The sequence below is a fragment of the Streptomyces sp. NBC_00224 genome (assembly GCF_041435195.1).
GTDB lineage: Bacteria > Actinomycetota > Actinomycetes > Streptomycetales > Streptomycetaceae > Streptomyces.
Window position 1 is genome coordinate 259,590 of record NZ_CP108106.1, and the last position, 16,069, is coordinate 275,658.

Annotated in this window: 17 protein-coding genes and 1 pseudogene; 9 read left to right on the forward strand and 9 right to left on the reverse strand. The window is 67.0% G+C overall.

Annotation, left to right across the window (positions count from 1 at the left end):
• The first annotated feature begins 49 nt into the window (after positions 1-49).
• Positions 50-793: a transposase gene (locus tag OG965_RS01250; RefSeq protein WP_371648181.1), complete on the forward strand. Its 744-nt coding sequence runs from the start codon at positions 50-52 to the stop codon at positions 791-793.
• A 15-nt stretch (positions 794-808) separates the two neighbouring features.
• Positions 809-1,171 carry a transposase gene (locus OG965_RS01255; RefSeq protein WP_371656811.1) on the forward strand — a complete coding sequence of 121 codons (363 nt, stop codon included), beginning with the start codon at positions 809-811 and terminating at the stop codon, positions 1,169-1,171.
• 62 nt (positions 1,172-1,233) lie between these two features.
• Here the strand turns inward: OG965_RS01255 and OG965_RS01260 are convergent, their stop codons facing one another.
• The 4 genes from OG965_RS01260 to OG965_RS01275 form a co-directional block, all read right to left on the reverse strand.
• On the reverse strand, positions 1,234-1,836 hold the full coding sequence (locus OG965_RS01260) for a DUF6000 family protein (protein WP_371648183.1): 603 nt from the start codon (positions 1,834-1,836) through the stop codon (positions 1,234-1,236).
• Between the two features lie 332 nt (positions 1,837-2,168).
• Entirely contained in the window at positions 2,169-3,137 is a 969-nt protein-coding gene (locus OG965_RS01265) for an SGNH/GDSL hydrolase family protein (RefSeq protein ID WP_371648185.1), read from the reverse strand.
• Between the two features lie 712 nt (positions 3,138-3,849).
• Complete coding sequence (locus OG965_RS01270) at positions 3,850-4,317, reverse strand: tectonin domain-containing protein (protein ID WP_371656812.1); 468 nt, start codon at positions 4,315-4,317, stop codon at positions 3,850-3,852.
• 6 nt (positions 4,318-4,323) lie between these two features.
• The gene (locus tag OG965_RS01275; protein WP_371648187.1) at positions 4,324-4,620 is read right to left on the reverse strand and encodes a tectonin domain-containing protein; all 297 of its coding nucleotides are present in this window, start codon (positions 4,618-4,620) and stop codon (positions 4,324-4,326) included.
• A gap of 82 nt (positions 4,621-4,702) precedes the next feature.
• Between OG965_RS01275 and OG965_RS01280 the strand changes: the two genes are divergently transcribed.
• The 6 genes and pseudogenes from OG965_RS01280 to OG965_RS01305 all read left to right on the forward strand — a co-directional run bounded on the left by OG965_RS01280 (position 4,703) and on the right by OG965_RS01305 (position 9,853).
• Complete coding sequence (locus OG965_RS01280) at positions 4,703-6,088, forward strand: DDE-type integrase/transposase/recombinase (RefSeq protein ID WP_371648189.1); 1,386 nt, start codon at positions 4,703-4,705, stop codon at positions 6,086-6,088.
• 31 nt (positions 6,089-6,119) lie between these two features.
• On the forward strand, positions 6,120-6,725 hold the full coding sequence (locus OG965_RS01285; protein ID WP_371648191.1) for an ExeA family protein: 606 nt from the start codon (positions 6,120-6,122) through the stop codon (positions 6,723-6,725).
• Between the two features lie 301 nt (positions 6,726-7,026).
• Entirely contained in the window at positions 7,027-7,542 is a 516-nt protein-coding gene (locus OG965_RS01290; RefSeq protein ID WP_371648193.1) for a GNAT family N-acetyltransferase, read from the forward strand.
• Positions 7,543-8,338: 796 nt separating this feature from the next.
• A pseudogene (locus OG965_RS01295) lies at positions 8,339-8,497 on the forward strand (transposase family protein); the annotation flags it as partial.
• A gap of 235 nt (positions 8,498-8,732) precedes the next feature.
• Positions 8,733-9,056, forward strand: a complete 324-nt coding sequence (locus OG965_RS01300) for a transposase (protein WP_371648195.1) — start codon at positions 8,733-8,735, stop codon at positions 9,054-9,056.
• Between the two features lie 56 nt (positions 9,057-9,112).
• Positions 9,113-9,853 carry a transposase gene (locus tag OG965_RS01305; RefSeq protein WP_371648197.1) on the forward strand — a complete coding sequence of 247 codons (741 nt, stop codon included), beginning with the start codon at positions 9,113-9,115 and terminating at the stop codon, positions 9,851-9,853.
• 401 nt (positions 9,854-10,254) lie between these two features.
• Here the strand turns inward: OG965_RS01305 and lanM are convergent, their stop codons facing one another.
• The 4 genes from lanM to OG965_RS01325 all read right to left on the reverse strand — a co-directional run bounded on the left by lanM (position 10,255) and on the right by OG965_RS01325 (position 14,381).
• A complete protein-coding gene (lanM, locus tag OG965_RS01310; protein WP_371648199.1) occupies positions 10,255-13,185 on the reverse strand; it encodes a type 2 lanthipeptide synthetase LanM in 2,931 nt (976 codons plus the stop codon).
• Positions 13,186-13,505: 320 nt separating this feature from the next.
• Positions 13,506-13,853: a hypothetical protein gene (locus OG965_RS01315; protein WP_371648200.1), complete on the reverse strand. Its 348-nt coding sequence runs from the start codon at positions 13,851-13,853 to the stop codon at positions 13,506-13,508.
• A complete protein-coding gene (locus OG965_RS01320) occupies positions 13,789-14,085 on the reverse strand; it encodes a DUF4158 domain-containing protein (RefSeq protein WP_371656813.1) in 297 nt (98 codons plus the stop codon). The genes OG965_RS01315 and OG965_RS01320 overlap by 65 nt, the downstream gene beginning before the upstream one ends.
• Before the next feature lie 14 nt (positions 14,086-14,099).
• The gene (locus tag OG965_RS01325) at positions 14,100-14,381 is read right to left on the reverse strand and encodes a DUF4158 domain-containing protein (RefSeq protein ID WP_371648201.1); all 282 of its coding nucleotides are present in this window, start codon (positions 14,379-14,381) and stop codon (positions 14,100-14,102) included.
• 167 nt (positions 14,382-14,548) lie between these two features.
• On the opposite strand from OG965_RS01325, the gene OG965_RS01330 reads away from it, so the two are divergent.
• Positions 14,549-14,803 carry a hypothetical protein gene (locus tag OG965_RS01330; protein WP_371648203.1) on the forward strand — a complete coding sequence of 85 codons (255 nt, stop codon included), beginning with the start codon at positions 14,549-14,551 and terminating at the stop codon, positions 14,801-14,803.
• Between the two features lie 36 nt (positions 14,804-14,839).
• Here OG965_RS01330 and OG965_RS01335 read toward each other — a convergent pair.
• A protein-coding gene (locus tag OG965_RS01335) for an IS3 family transposase (RefSeq protein ID WP_371648205.1) occupies positions 14,840-16,002 on the reverse strand; the annotation gives its coding sequence in 2 pieces (ribosomal slippage) (positions 14,840-15,715 and positions 15,718-16,002; 1,161 coding nt in all).
• Positions 16,003-16,069: the final 67 nt, after the last annotated feature.

Here is a 16,069-nt window from a genome sequence, read left to right on the forward strand (position 1 = left end):
CACACCACTTAAACTTGCGCTGCCCGAGCCCAATGTCCCCGCGCCGCGGGTGGTCGGCGTCGACGAGTACGCCACCCGCAAGGGCCGCCACTACGGCACCGTCCTCGTCGACATCGAGACCCGCCGCCCCGTCGATCTGCTGCCGGACCGGGAGGCGTCCAGCCTGGCGCCCTGGCTCGCCGAACGGCCGGGCATTGAGATCGTCTGCCGCGACCGTGCGCCGTTCTTCGCCGAAGGCGCCTCCGCCGGCGCCCCGCAGGCCGTCCAGGTCGCGGACCGGTGGCACCTCTGGCACAACCTGAGCGAGGCCACAGAACGGACCGTCGCCCAGCACCGCCACTGCCTGCGAGCCCTTGTCCCGGCCACCCCCGAACCCGAGCCTGAGCCCGCCCCGGAAGAAGAACCGTCCGGTTCCCCATGGCCGACCGGGCACCGGGTCGCCGACCGCACCAGGTCCCGGCACGCCGCCGTTCACACACTCCTGGAGGCAGGACACAGCCTGCGTTCGGTCCAGCGGCAGCTCGGCATGGCCTGGCACACCGTCAAACGGTTCGCCGATGCTGCGAAGCCGGACGACCTGTTCACCGGCCAGTGGCAGAACCGGACCTCGGTACTCGATGACTACAAGCCCTACCTGGACGACCGCTGGAACGAGGGCTTCACCAACGCCTGGAAGCTGTGGGAGGAGATCGTGCCGCTCGGCTACAAGGGCAGCTACCAGCGCGTTCGCGCCTACCTGTACAAGAAGCGCACCTCACCGCGACCGGTGACCGCCCGGCCGCCGTCGCCTTGAACGGTCTCCGGATGGATCCTCAGACGCCCGGAGACCCTCACCGAGCCCGAACAACTCCAGCTCAAGACCGTCCGCACCCAGTGCCCCGAACTCGACGCACTCACCCGACACGTCCGGTCCTTCGCGGTCATGCTCACCGACCGCCAAGGCGAACGTCTCCCGGACTGGCTCGACGCCGTCCGACAGGACGACCTGCCCAGCCTCCACACCCTCGCCGCCGGCATCGACCGCGACATCGACGCCGTCACCGCCGGACTCACTCTGTCCTGGAGCTCAGGTGCGGTCGAAGGCCATGTCAACCGGATCAAGATGCTCAAGCGCCAGATGTTCGGGCGGGCAGGCTTCCAACTCCTCCGCAAGCGCGTCCTACTGGCATGACGGAGGGGCGCCGCGTCAAGGACGACGAGCCAGAGTCTTCGACGCGAACAAGACCAATGGGGTCAGGTGTCGGCGCATTCGTCGATGACGGCGCAGGCGAGGCGACTGCCGCCCAGGTAGGTGGAGATGCCGTCATCGCCGTGCATGTGGGGCGCGTCCTGGAACCACTGCCGCCACAGGCCGCCCTCCTGGAGGAAATGGCTGGCCCGGTCGCTGTGCAGGACGGAGTCGGTGTACGCCAGGGCGCCCATGGCTGTCGGCTGGTCGTAGGCGAGGTCGGGCCGATGCAGGTAGCGATCCAGGTAAGCGGCGAGCAGGTCGGCGTCCCGTGCGGTGCCGAAACTCGCCAGTGCCACGCAGTAGGCCCCACCCGCGCAGCAGACCTCGCTCTCCAGCAGCAATGCTCCCAGACGCCCGCGGAAGTGGTCACGGCGCGAGACGGCGGCGAGCCATGCCGCGGTGCGCCGCTCGCGCCAGCTGCCCTCGAAGAGGATGGTGAGCTCGGCGTCGGTAACAGCCCTCGCATCACGGGCCAGAGCATGAACGAACGGCTCGTACTCCTCGCGCGACATGCGAAGTACCACTCCGCCAAGCTTCAGGTAGCGGCGCGCCGGGAGGCAATAGCGGCGATACAGAGCCTGTATCTCGGGGTCGTAGCGGATCACCACCCCATCCTCTCGCGACGAGCACGCAGCTGAGGGCGTGGGGCGGAATACGCCTGCAGTGTCCCCGAGACGGGTGGGACGCCACCTGGAACCCGGGTCGGGTGAGCAGGGTTCCGTCAGCACGCAGCGTTACTGCTCCACGAAGTTGAGCCAGAGCCTGAGAACGGACAGCAGATGTGCACGAAGCCGGGAGGCGTCTGGCCTGCGGAGGAATCGCACTAGAGCCTGTCTCTCGGAGAGGTGGCGCGGGTCATGCGGAACTGGCCCCCGGCTGGTGCCGGGGGCCAGTTCGTTGTCGGGGGCGTCGAACGGGGATGCCGGGTGAAGTCAGCTCACGCGATGGTGTTGAGCATCGCTTCTTCGACGTGGTTGGCGGCGTTGCGGTGGCCGAGGGCGTTGGGGTGGACGAAGGACAGTTGGTCGGGGAGGGTGACGAAGCCTTCGACCCACTTGGAGTTGTCGCAGACGCTGTGGTGGGTGGTGGAGTCGTAGAGGTCGACGAAGGTGGCGGCGTCCTGGGTGCCTGTGGAGTCGTTGATGGCCTTGTTGAGGGGTTCCAGGACGTCATCGCGCAGCCAGTCCAGGTCGCCCTGGGTGATCGTGCCGAACTGCGTCAGTTCACCGAAGCTGCAGCTGGAGGCGTCGCGCGGGATGATCGTGGGGTAGCCGACGGTCAGGATCTTCGCGTGTGGGGCGAGCTCGTGGAGCGTTTCGAGCATCCGGTCGTAGTCCTGGCGCACCTTCTTCAGCCGGGCCGGGATGCCGTCGCCCAGGGCGTCCTTGCACGGGGTGCCCTTGCCGCCGCTTTCGCCGCCCAGCCCCGGGCACTTGGCCAGGATGTCGGCGAAGCCCAGGGTGTTGCCGCCCGCGCCGACGGTGATGACGTCGGTGCCGGGGCCCACGGCCTCGGACTGGGGCGGCACCGGGGGGAAGGGGTAGTCGGGGTCCTCGGAGAGGGGCGGCATATGGCGGCCGATCGGATACTGGGGGGTGTCGGTGACGTGGTCGATGGTGGCGGCGCCGCAGCTGGCGTTGGTCAGGTCGAAGAGACCGCCGAGGTCGCGCTTGATGACCTGGGGGTAGGAGCGGTCGGTGCGTTCGCAGCCGTCGCGCGGGATTTCGAAGGTGTCGCCCGCGGCCTGGATGACCCCGGCGGTGTAGGAGTCGCCCAGAGCCACCCACTGCTTGGTCGCGGCCGCAGCGGCGGGCTGCGCGCCGGCGAACTGCGCGGGGACGAGAGCGCCGGCGGCCAGAGCTGCGACCGATCCGAGCAGGGCCAGACGAGTACGGAAACGTGCCACGAATCCTCCAGGGATACGGCGTTGACATCGCTTTCACCCTAAAGAGACAGTTACTCAGTGCACTAGATCCAATACGGACAGTCATAGGTGAGTTGGGGAGCCCGCCTCTGTGGGGGACCTGCGTTCCGCGTGTCGACCACTCGCCCACCACAGGCGACCGCTCCCATGTGGCGTCTGCGTAACATGTGCCAGTTTCTGATCGATTGCAGGGCCTCGGCCGGTCACCCTTCTCACGAGGACTGGCCTGTTCTCGATCGCCAGCACGCTCGACCCCCAGCCGTTCAGAGCCACGAGGAGGCGCCTTCCGACGGGCAGACGCGTGTTCGGCGGACCGGCCGTCCGCCCACCTCCGGGAACGGAGCTGCCGAGTCCGTTCGAACAGCCGGAGCTGGGCGGTGCAGTACGCGGTATCAGCGCCGCGTGGTCGCCGAGCGAACAGTGAACATGGCAGGGATGATCGTCGACACTTGTTCTCCCGGGCTGGTAGCGGTGACGCACCAGCCTCGGAACCGTCGGGCATGACCGCAGCCGCGCCGGGCCCAGTTGCCGTTTCGCGCTGGCACCACGGTGGCAACGCGCCACATCAACATGGCCGTTGACAGTCGACTGCAACCGCCGTAGCGGTCCCAGGCCCACTCCCCCTGCATGCCCAGCGGACTGGCCCCGGACGGAAAGGTCCGGAGCCAGAATCCCCAAAAACTTCAGTGATCTTCTATGGCCGCAGCACGCCGTCGAACTGGTCCCAGTTCGACCAGCCGCTGCCTGTGGGGACCTGCCAGCGGTGATAGACGTATCCGCCACGGTTGACGCCGAAGAGCTCGACACGACCGTCCGCGTTGGTCGCGGCGGCAACCTGGGTCAGGCCACCCTCGAACTGTGCCCAACTCGACCACGCGCCGCCGATGGATGTCTGCCAGCGGTGGAAGACGGCGTCAGCGCTGTTGGCTCCGAAGATTTCCAGCCGTCCGTCTGCGTTGCGGGCCACGGCGATCGACGTCAGGGCGCCGTCGAACTGCTCCCAGCCCGACCATGGCCCGCCGATGGACGTCTGCCAGCGGTGGTAGATATTCCCGGCGCTGTTGACGCCGAAGAGCTCCACGCGGCCGTCCGCGTTGGTTGCGGCGGCAACCTGGGTCAGCGCACCGTCGAACTGTGCCCAAGCCGACCACGCGCCGCCGATGGATGTCTACCAGCGGTGGAAGATGCTTCCCGCACTGTTCGTCCCGAAGAGCTCCAGTCGTCCGTCCGCGTTGCGGGCCACGGCGATCGACGTCAGGGCGCCGTCGAACTGCTCCCAGCCCGACCAAGAGCCACCAGCGGGTGTCATCTGCCAGCGGTGGAAGATGCTCCCGGCGCTGTTGACACCGAACAACTCCATGCGGCCGTCGGCGTTGGTTTCGGCGGCCACGGCACGCAAGGCGCCGTCGAACTGCCCCCAGGGCGACCAGTTACCGCCTTCCTGGCCGGTGGAAACGATCAACACGAGCCGCCCCTGACGCCACGCCGACACAGGCTGTCACCGTCACACGTGTGTATTCACGCTGCGTGAGAGGGCTGGTGGCCAGGTGGGGCAGGAAGACCAGACACGGCTTGAGCGGGCTCAGGCGATCGGCCTGTTCCGCTACATGCTGATCAGAGAGGCCGCCGACCCGACACTGTCACGTCGTCAACGCGGCTTCCTGGTGCGGGAGTTGGCGGCTGTTCCGCATACCGATCCGGACGGGCGGTCGGTGCGGATCACCCGGTGGACGCTGGACCGCTGGATCCATGACTGGCGGACGGGCGGCTTCGACGCCCTGGTGCCGTCCCCGCGCCAGTCCCGGCCCCGGACGCCGCCGGAGGTGATGGAGCTGGCCGCGTCGCTGAAGAAGGAGAATCCGTCACGGTCGGCCGCTCAGATCCGCCGGATCATCGGCGCCAAGCTGGGCTGGGCGCCTGACGAGCGGACCATCCAGCGGATGATCGTCCGCGAAGGGCTGACCGCCCTGCAGGCTCCGCTCACCCCCGCCGTGTTCGGCCGGTTCGAAGCGGATGGCCCCAACGAACTATGGACCGGCGACGCTCTGCACGGGCCCATGGTCCAGGGCCGGAAAACCTATCTGTTCGCCTTCCTCGACGATCACTCGCGGGCGGTCATGGGGCACCGCTGGGGCTTCGCCGAGGACACCGTCCGCCTGGCCGCCGCACTGCGGCCGGCCATGGCCGCCCGGGGCGTCCCGCGCTACATCTACGTCGACAACGGCTCCGCGTTCGTGGATTCGTGGCTGCTGCGGGCCTGCGCGAAACTCGGCGTCAAGCTGGTCCACTCGACCCCCGGCAGGCCACAGGGCAGAGGCAAGATCGAACGGTTCTTCCGCACCGTGAACAGCGAGTTCGTCATCGAGATCGCCTCCGGTGACGGCGAACCGGGACGGCGCATCGACAGCCTGCTGGAGATGAACCGCCTGTTCACGGCCTGGACCGAGAACGTCTACCACCGGCGAGTGCACTCCGAGACCGGTGCCGCCCCGCTGGCCCGCTGGATGGGCGACCGCCCCCTCGCCGTCCCGAACCCGGCCGACCTCGCGGAAGCCTTCCGTTGGTCGGAACACCGCACCGTGTCCAAGACCGCGCTGGTCTCCCTGCACGGCAACCGCTACCAGGTCGACCCCCAACTCGTCGGCCAGCGGGTCGAGTTGGTCTTCGACCCCTTCGACCTTTCCTTCCTGCGCGTCCGCCTCCAGGGGCAGGACATGGGCACCGCCCTGCCTTTCCAGGTCAGCCGGCACTCCCACCCCAAGGCCCGGCCCGAAACCCCGGCGGAGGAGCCCCGCACGACGACCGGGATCGACTACCTCGGCCTGATCGGCACCGCTCACACCGCCGAACTCGCCGACAGGGTCAACTACGCGGCCCTGGGAGATCCGACGCCGACACCGGTCGTCGACCTCACCGACCTGCCCGGCGCATGACCCCGCACCGCCAGCTGCACGGAGGATCAGCGTGATTGAGAAACTCCAGGCCCACTACGGATTCAGCCGCATGCCCTTCGGCCGCGACCTCGCCCCCGGCATGCTGCACCGCCACGCATCCCACAACGAAGCCGTCGCCCGCATCACCTGGTGCATCTCCGAACGCTCCATCGGTGTCGTCACCGGCGAGGTCGGCGCGGGCAAGACCGTCTCGGTCCGCACCGTCCTGCACGGCATCGACCCGTCGAAACACACCGTGATCTACTTGCCCAACCCCATGATTGGAGTCCGCGGCATCCACGAAGCGATCGTGACCGCCTTCGGCCAGCAGCCCTCCCACCTCGGCTCCCGCCTCACCGCCCAGACTGGCCTGGCGCTGGCCGCCGAACGCGAGGAACGCGGCCGCACCCCCGTTCTGGTCCTGGACGAAGCCCACCTGCTGTCCTACGAACAGCTCGAAGCCATCCGGATGCTGACCAACACCGCCATGGACCAGGACTCGCCGCTGTCCTGCCTGCTGGTCGGCCAGCCCACCCTGCGCAGAACGATGAAACTCGCCGTCCTGGCCGCCCTCGAACAGCGGACCGCCCTGCGCTACACGATGCCGGGCATGACCGCGAGCGAGACAGGCAGCTAGATCAAGCACCACCTCGGCCTCGCCGGCCGCAGCGACCAACTGTTCACCGACGACGCCGTCACCCTCATCCACACCACCTCCCGCGGCTTCCCCCCGCGCCGTCAACAACCTCTGCCTCCAAGCCCTCGTCGCCACGTTCGCCGCAGGTAAGTCCCTCGTCGACGAGAAAGCCGCCCAGTCCGCCGGCACCGAAGTCCTCGACTGAGAAAGGCCCGTTTCAGGCCATCCGAGCAGTATCAGGACCGCTGATGACCGCAGTCTCGGATCATGTGACCGTTCCGAGTGCAGCAAGGAGGATTCCGTGCAGTTGCGCAACGTCACACCGAACGACGTCGACGCCTACGTCCGGATGCGGTGCGACCCGGTCATGATGGCTGATCTCGGCGGCCCGCTGCCGCGTGAAGGGATGCCCGACAAAGTGCACCGAGACGCCGCTGAGGCAGCCGACGATGTCTCCTGGATCAAGATGGTCATTCCCGATCCAGACACCCCCGACGTGGTGGCCGGGTCGGTGACCATCTGGTCACACAACACCGACGACGGGGCCGTCTCTGAGATCGGATGGATGATTCTTCCGCAATTCCAGGGCCGCGGCCTGGGCAAACAGGCAGCCCGGACCCTTCTCGAACAGGCGCGGGACGAAGACCGCTGGGGCGTCGTGCACGCGTTCCCCGCAACCAGCAACGCAGCCTCGAACGGTATCTGCCGGTCTCTCGGCTTCCGCTTCATCACCGAGCAAGACGTCACGTTCGCGGACCGGGTCCTGCGAAGCAACCACTGGGCCATCAACCCGCGCACCGACCTGAAGCCAGCCTGAGATCCGCAGACCACATGGCAGGCGATACATGCAGCCTGCACGAACGGCCGACACCATGCCGGCCACGGCGACACCTCGCCCACAACCGCCCCGCTGGAATCACACCAGCGGGGCGTTCGCGTCCCCTGTCATCGGCATCCTCAGTGCCGCAGCCGTCGGCATTTTCAGCGTCGCCCAACAGTCTCCACACGGCGTTTGCGGGCACTCGCCTGCGATGCCACGTCACATTTCCCGCCTCGGGACTGGTGGGCTCGCATGTTGAAGCGTCGCGTATTCCTCGATGAGTCAGTCGTGGTGTCACCGTGTGTGGTCGCCGAGGGTGCCATCGTTTGCCGACAAGGCCCCGTGTGGAACGTCGCGTAATTCTCCAGACTGAAGATCACGAACGTCCCCATGGGGAACGCGGAGTTGCTCCGCGATGACCAGGAGGACAGCGTTCTTCCCCGGGCCGCCCGGCAACCAGCCGATCCTTTAGGTCCGAGCCAGGCGGTCAAGGATGAGCGCAGCTCATCGTGGTAGCGACGCCGAAGGCGTCCTTGACGGCCTGGCTCGGACCGGACACTTCACAGCCGGGCGGCCCGTCTCTCTCCCGCTCACTCAGATCGCACGAACGAGCGGCGACGACGGAGCAGGTCTGGGGAATTGCATGGTTCAGGCCGCGATTCCGTGAATCCCCAGGTGGATGCGTGAGTGCGGGAACGTTTCTCGTGGGGATTGCCCCGGTATGGGAGCTGTGGCGATCGAGGATGTGCTGTTTCCCGGGATCGATGTTCAGGTCACGGCGGTGCACGCCGCGATGGACGGAGTTGTCGTCGAGGCGGAGGCGTGCGGGAGTCCGCCGAGCTGTCCGAGCTGCGGCTCGTCAGGACGTCGCGTGCACTCCCGCTACCGGCGTCGATTATCCGAACGCCCGGTGGCGGGACGGCCGTTGATGGTCTCCTTGCGGGTACGGCGGTTCTTCTGCGACCGGCCCGGGTGTCGACGGCGGACGTTCGTCGAGCAGGTACCCGAGCTCAGCGAGCGATACCGGCGCCACAGCGTCGGACTGCGGCAGTGGATGCGGGCCGTCGCGACGTTCCTCGGCGGGCGCCCCGGTCAACGGCTGTGCCAGAGACTGCAGTTCCCCACCCGGTCGCACCCACCTGCTGAATCTGCTCACCGCGCCGGCGATCCCGGCCCGGGCACCTCAAGTGCTCGGCGTCGACGAGTTCGCCTTCCGCAGGGGATGGCGCTACGGCACCGTGCTGGTCGACGTGGAGGCGGCCCGGGTGGTCGATGTCCTCCCCGACCGGGACGCGGCGACCTTCATCGCCTGGCTGCACCAACACCCCGGCGCCGAGATCATCTGCCGGGATCGGGCCACCGCCTACTCCACCGCGATCCGCGAAGCCGCCCCCGACGCCCAGGAGATCGCGGACCGCTGGCACCTGCTCCATAACCTCTCCGCCGCGGTCGAGAAGACCTGCCACCAGCACCGCCCCTGCCTGCGCAAACGCGCCGACGAGAACGAGTAGCCACACCCCGGAAGATCATCAATCCGCTACCGCCGCCCGCTCTGCCGCCCACGAAGATGGCCCTCCGCACCGTTGACCGGTACTCCGACATCCACCGCCTACTCGGCGAAGGATGCTCCGTCTCCGAGACCGCCCGCCGCCCGCATCTGGACCGCAAGACGGTCCGCCACTTCCGCGACACCGACCTCGACACCCTGCTCGCCTCCTCCCGGATGGGGCGACCCAAGGGGGTACTTGAGCCCTACACTGCCCACCTCACCGAGCGGTTCACCGACGGCGTGACCAGCCCGATCGCGCTCTACCGCGAGATCAGGGAACGCGGCTATCAGGGCAGTGATATGCCCGTGCGTACCTACGTCGCCGGGCTGCGGACGGGCACCGTGGAACCCGCCCGCGGCGCCATCCCCCGCCCACGCAAGATCACCACCTGGATCATGCTGCCCCGCGGAGCACTGACACGCCAGGAGGAAGACGAACTCCTGGCCATACGCCTGGCCTGCCCCGATATCGCCCGGGCCTGCGACCTCGCCCGCACCTTCCACGACCTGCTCCAACACCGCCGCGGCCACCAGCTGTTGGCGTGGGTCCGCGAAGCCGAGCGGGACGCACCGCCGCCGATCGTCGCCTTCGCCCAGGGCCTGTGCCTCGATCTCGACGCCGTCACCGCCGGCCTCACCCTCCCGTGGAGCTCAGGCATCGTCGAGGGCCACGTCAACCGCATCAAGACCATCAAGCGACAGATGTACGGCCGAGCCTCATTCCGACTCCTCCGCACCCGGATCCTGCTTCGATCATGACCTGGGGATTCACGGAATCGCGGCCTGAACCAATTGCATGACCGCTGACACCCCGGTTGTCCGCTGCCTGTGCGCCGTTCCGTACCGGGGCCCCGGTAGTTCTCGCCGGAAAACAACGCTAAAGGAATGGTCCACAGGTCAGCGCGTAGGTTCCACAGGGCGTGCCAGAGCTCGTTAGGTGCGGCCGTAGCGTCGTGCCCGACACGAGAGCCGGGCCCTCAGCCTGCCCCAACCCTCAAAGACCTCATCTCGCAAACACAGAGCGTCAGCACACCGGCGAGGCTCATGAACGATCGAGGCTAGCTTTCGGACGATCCCGGGTTGAGGGGGGATCGGCACCGGCGGGCTATCGGGACACCTCGGTTTCTGACGGCCGACGTGGAGGGAATGTCAGCTCCCCGTCACGGGTTACTCGATCCGGCGTACATGCCGGCCGAGAGGATTTGTGGGAGGACGGCCACCGACGCATCGGCAGTCTCCAGCAGCGCCAGCCCTACTCCTGACATTCCCTGGAACAGGCCCGGCGAATTGACTGAGGCATACATGCCATGGACATGCCGTTCACTCATCGTCCGCCGCTCGAGCGAGAGCGCGGCATCGAGCCACGTATGCTCTCCGAGCTCAGTTGCTGCTACTCGGAGGATCACAGCGCGTCCAAGGTTCCCGCAGCAGAGCGAGTCGGCCGAGAGCGTTGCGTCCGCGTCAGCCGTTGTGACCAGGGCGGTTAGCAGATCGGCTGATGTCTTGGCATCTGACGCGGCGGTCTGTCGCAGGCACATCCGGGCCAGAGCAATTCCTGGGGCACCGTGGCACCAGCTCACGGCGGAGTTCGTGCGGTTGGCCTCGGCGGAACGGAAGTCCGGCCAGTTTCCGTGGATTTCGTCAAAGGTGGTGCGTTCATATGCCAATGCCCGCCTCGCGCCCTCCGTGTACTGGAGGTGTCCAGTAGCGTCAGCGAGGAGCGCCAGCGCCGCAGCTATACCGCTGGCGCCGTGCGACAGGCCAGTGAGCGGTATGCTCCCGGGCCCGTCCGGGAGCCACCCGCCGGAGGAGTGCTGGTGCTCCAAAAGCAGTTGACCAGCGCATTCAGCGAGTGACACGGCCCGCGGGGTACCCAGACGCAGAAGGGGCCCGATGAGACCGGCGGCACCGAAGACGAGGTCAGTGCGTCCGTCCAGACGCAGTACTGCCTCGTCGCACCCGGATAGCATTTCGTCCCAGCCCTCAGGGCACGCCACCTCGGGCAGGATCTCCGAAACGAGCGACAGCCCCAGGATGACTCCAGCCGATCCTATGATCCCGAGCGGTTGGTCGCGCCACCATCGTCTTTTCGTCTCGGCAGGGCACTCCCAAAGACGGCGTGGCACGTCGGCCAGCGCGCGCCGTGCGAGACGTCGGTAGTCTTCCGAGCGGGGCAGCTCCTGGAGGGACAGGGCGGCCAGGAACAGGGCGATGCCGACCCGTCCGCCGTAGAGCGATAGCCCGAGTGGACCGAACCGCTGTGTCTGGAGGTCCTGCAGCACTTCGGTGCCCAACCACTCGGAGTAGTCCGATCCATCGTCGAACGCGGTGTCAAGGAGGAGGTTGCCGATTCGCTCTGCCTCGCCGACCGAATCGAGTACCTGGTTCGACCGTGGTGTCAGACGGATAGCCTGCGATGTCGATCCGGCCGACTTGTGATGCTTGGCAAGGACTGCACCTCGCACCAGTTGGGCCTGGAAGTCGATGGCCTGCTGATCGAGGCTCGCGACCTTGCGGCGGGCTGTGTCACAGCCAGACGCGCCCAAAAAGTCGGAGATCTCAGAACCGTCGGGGAGTGGGAGGCGAACATCATCGACGGGCATCTCAAAGAACGGCACGTCCAGCTCGTACATTTGCGCCACTTCGGCGTGGAAGAGCCGCCAGTTCGCGGGGCGCTCGGAGCTGCGCAGGTAGCTTTTGGCGAGCGTCTCAAGAACCAGGCGTTGTCGCAGCCAGGAAGTCAGCGCGACAGGGTCGGCTTGCTGCTCGCGCAACCACGCGTAGATCCAGGTGGGCCTCACCACCAGGCGTCGGCGCAGGCCAGCGAATCTGGATAGGTGGCCGCTGACGCCGACCCAGCTCTCGCGGTCTGCTTCGGCTGTGTGCAGCTGATCGACGAACCCGTCGATCAGCTCCTCGACGAAATCGGCAATCCGATTGCGGTCTCCGGGCTGTGCGGGTGACGACGTCGGGACGTTGGCCGCCCGCTCGCAGGTGCCGACGAGCATTGCGTCGGTGTTCCCGTACGTCCACCCCTGCGCCTTTGACTGCTCGGCAGCCGGAGGTTCGATGCCCAGGGCACTGACATCGCGCGCGAGTCGCCGTCGTCCGACGACCTGCCACTGGGGCAGGATGCCGAGGGCGGTCACAGAGTTCGCAACCCGTGCAGCAAGATCAGAGTCGTCGTCACTTCCCCAGCCACCCAGCAAAGTCTCGGCATCCACGAGGTGCAGCTTGTCTCCGCGCGCGATGAGGTTCTCGTGGTGGCAGTCGTTGCAGCCGAGAAGGTACAAGATGGCCGTGAGCCGGCCGGCGTTCCGGTAGAAGCGGCTCAGTTCGGCGTCGTCGGCTGACGGCGTGTGTGAGACATACTCCATATAGCCATACTCAGGGCGGATCAGAACCGTCACACCACCCAGGGTGGCGTCGTCCGGCCTCGGCCGGGGGAGCTCACGAAGGAGATCCTGGAACACTTTGTCAATCGTAAGGTCCTTGGGCTTGTAGACGACAAGGTGCTTACTGCCTTGCGTTGGCGAGACCAGCTCTACGACTGCCACTGTCTGGCCTCCCCGGTGGGGATCGCTGAGGCCCGGTCGAAGCCCCCGGACCTGGACATCGGCGGGTAGTCCGAAGGCTGCGATGAGATCCCCGAAGTCTGCGTGAAGCCTGGAGAGGAACCGAGAGAAGTGCACAGTCCACTGCTCCACTGTCATCCGAAGGTGCTCGCCGAACACCGGATAGCGCTCGATGAACGATCTGAAGTCCTCGGCGCGAATCTCTTCAAGTAGCGTGCAGTAGAGGGTTCGCCGAGGACGCCCCTGCCTTGTGGGGTCCCCCAAGTGGGCGAAGACCACGTCGGACGGCGTACGACGGGACGTGAACTCCTTCCACAGCACCTTCTCCCCCACCCCGGCCAGCCGAGAGACGAGGTCGCTGATAAGAGCCTGTCGGAAGGGGTCTTCATATGTGCCGGTGGGTGGGAGATCCAGCCCCAATCCGGCGGGCACGTCCTCATCAAGAGCGTCGAGGAGGCGGATCAGTGCTCCGTCCGCGATCCCGAGCCAAAGGTCGGCGAACGGCACGGTCGCCATCTCTCCAAGGTCTGTCTCCTCGGTGAGTGGCGTCGCAGGCACAAGCCACCGACGGACAGGCCGGCCGAAACGGGCCAGTGACTCAGGGGGACGCGAGAAGACTGCCGCGGCTTCAGCCGGTGAAAGCTTGTCCCAGGCCAGGCGCCTGTCCAAGAGCGAGGGCTCCTCGACTCCCGTGACGCGAAGCCACTCTTGCCGCCACTCCTGGGACGTTTCGTCTGAGCAACACCTGTCCGCGGCGTGCTCACTTGGCCACGCTCCGGCCACATCAGCCCGCCGTTCCACGCCGCTGCTCCTCTGCTCGACCCGTCGTGTTTGAATCAGATAGGGACGGTACCGGTACCACAGCCTGGGCCTTCAGCCGTCAGGCCCTCCGTGTCCCAGACTGAGGTCTCCACCCAACAGCAGGTGAGCAGGCAGCAGGCGCTCTCGATCTCCTGGTGACTCGGCGTGACGAACCGATTGAGCCCGGCCTCGTCGAGCGTCAGGTCGAAGCCGTATTCCGCGGCAATGCCCTTGAGCGACTCAAGGTTCTCCCGGTTGGCCCGTCCGAGCTCGCTCTTAACCTCCTCTGTACGGGCAGCCACCTGTTGCTCGGCCTCTTCAACCCGACGTCTCAGCTCCTGATCGGAGTTCAACCGGGCTACGAACTGATCCAGCTGAGTCATGACATCGGCCTCTCTCATGTGAGAACTGCCCTCTCAGACCACCGTAGATCCAATCGCTACGGCTCGCACCCGGCCGGATCACCTTCGCCGAACGCAGGTACTCGCACCCCAGCCGGAACAGCAGGCTCGGCGCGTCGTGCTCCATCGCGCGGGCCAGCAAGAACTCGTCCAGCTCCTTGAGCTCGATGGTCTTCGGTGGCTTCCACCCCAGATACTCCGCGATCTCCCGCAGGTGATCGGTACGGTCTACTCACGCTCGCCGTAGCCCGCCAGATAGGCGACGCCGAGCCCAAGCTGGCGGGCGAGCCGGCCGACCGCCGCGAGCGGAGCGGCGGGCACATCGTCGGGAACGAAGCCCAGCCAGGGCAGGACAGACAGCTGCACAGCGGCGCCAAGCACATACTGGGCCCGCAGGAACGCCTCATCGGCCGGGGTAAGGGTGAAGTACCGGATCAGCTCGTCCTTGCCAATCGACGGGAACGACCGCAGGGCCTCCAGCTCCTCATCGCTGAAAACCCTCGTCGCCATCCGCCCGCCCTCCCGTCACCATCACCCGGTCAGCCCAACGAGCCACCATGCGCCCAGCAACGGGCCACGGCCCGTCCTTCCCCGAGATCACCCCAGATCAGGCGGAGTCTCGCGGGCTTAGCGTTGTTTTTTCGGCGCGAACTACTGGGACCCCGTACCATCCGCTGGTGATATTCCGTCCTCTCTCCACGCCACGCCTAGTGGCAGCCGTGCTCACCGTGACGGCCGCCATCGTCGCGTTCGGGTCGTGGGTGCCGTGGCCGGTCTACGACTCATCGTGCGTCGTCTACTCCGGGTCCTACGTCCCTATGAGTGCGCCGAAGGCCGAGGTCGACACCGCCGTGCAGCGGCGCTACGACGAGGCCCTCGGCGACGGCGCGTGCGGGCCCAAGCGGGCGCGCTTCCACAACTGGACTCGGTGAGGTCGGGTCTGCTGCAGATTTAGGTGACAAGTGTGGTCACGCGGCCTGGACGGCCGGTGTGGTCATGACGGTCTCGAATTCGACGGGGGTCAGCCGGCCGAGCGAGGCTTGTCGGCGACGGCGGTGGTAGGTCTTCTCGATCCAGGTCACGATCGCGATCCGCAGTTCCAGGCGAGTTGCCCACGTCCGGCGGTCGAGAACGTTCTTCTGTGGCAGGCTGACGAAGGACTCCATGGCCGCGTTGTCGCCTGCCGCACCGACCCGCCCTATCGAGCCGACCATCCGGTGGCCGTCGAGCGCCCGGACGGACTTCCGTGACCGGAACTGTGATCGGCGATCGGTGTGCAGGACACACCCGGCGACACCGTCACGTCGGGCAACAGCGTTGCCCAGAGCCGCGACGGCCAGGCGGGACTTCATCCGTGCGTCGATCGAGTAGCCCACGATCCTCCGGCTGAAGACATCCTTGATCGCGCAGAGATACAACTTCCCTTCCGCTGTGGGATGTTCGGTGATATCGGCGAGCCACAGACGGTTCGGTCCGGCCGCGGTGAAGTCACGCTGGACGAGGTCGTCGTGCACCGGCGGGCCAGCCTTCTTGGTCCGGCCACGTCTCTTGCCGAACACGCTCCACCAGCGGTTGTCCCGGCAGAGCCGCCACGCGGTCCGGTCCGCCATGACCGCCCCCGCAGCGCGGGCTTCGTCGGCCAGGAACCGGTAGCCGAACTCAGGATCGTCGCGGTGGGCGTCGAACAGGGCATTGGCGCGAGCGGCCCGTTCGAACTCGGCCTCGGTCACCGGCTTGTCGAGCCAGCGGTAGTAGGGCTGTCTGGCCAGCTTGCGGACCCGGCACGTGACCGTGACGGGGATTCCGCCCGCGGCCAGCTCGTTCACGAGCGGGTAGATCCTTTTCCCGGCAGGTGTGCCTGGGACAGGTAGGCCGCGGCCCGGCGCAGAACCTCGTTCTCCTGCTCCAGCAGCTTGATCCGCCGGCGTGCTTCCCGCAGTTCTGCGCTCTCCTGGCTGGTCGTTCCGGGCTTGCTCCCGTCGTCGATGTCCGCCCGGCACATCCACTTCCACAGCGTCATCGCGTGAACCCCGAAGTCGGCGGCCACCTGCTCGACCGTCACGCCCGGGCCGCGGTTCCTCGCGACCCGCACGACGTCCTCGCGGAACTCTTCCGGACAAGGCTCGGGCACAGCGACATCCTTCCCACCCACCCCACAGGGCAAGCCAGTTCAGATGTCACCCGATCGTGCAGCAGAC

Excerpts from the sequence above, each read along its gene's own strand:
- OG965_RS01305 (WP_371648197.1), top strand. The coding sequence starts at position 9,113 with ATGGCCCTCCGCACCGTTGACCGGTACTCCGACATCCACCGCCTACTC.
- lanM (WP_371648199.1), bottom strand. The coding sequence starts at position 13,185 with ATGGCGACCGTGCCGTTCGCCGACCTTTGGCTCGGGATCGCGGACGGA.
- OG965_RS01325 (WP_371648201.1), bottom strand. The coding sequence starts at position 14,381 with ATGGCGACGAGGGTTTTCAGCGATGAGGAGCTGGAGGCCCTGCGGTCG.
- OG965_RS01315 (WP_371648200.1), bottom strand. The coding sequence starts at position 13,853 with ATGACTCAGCTGGATCAGTTCGTAGCCCGGTTGAACTCCGATCAGGAG.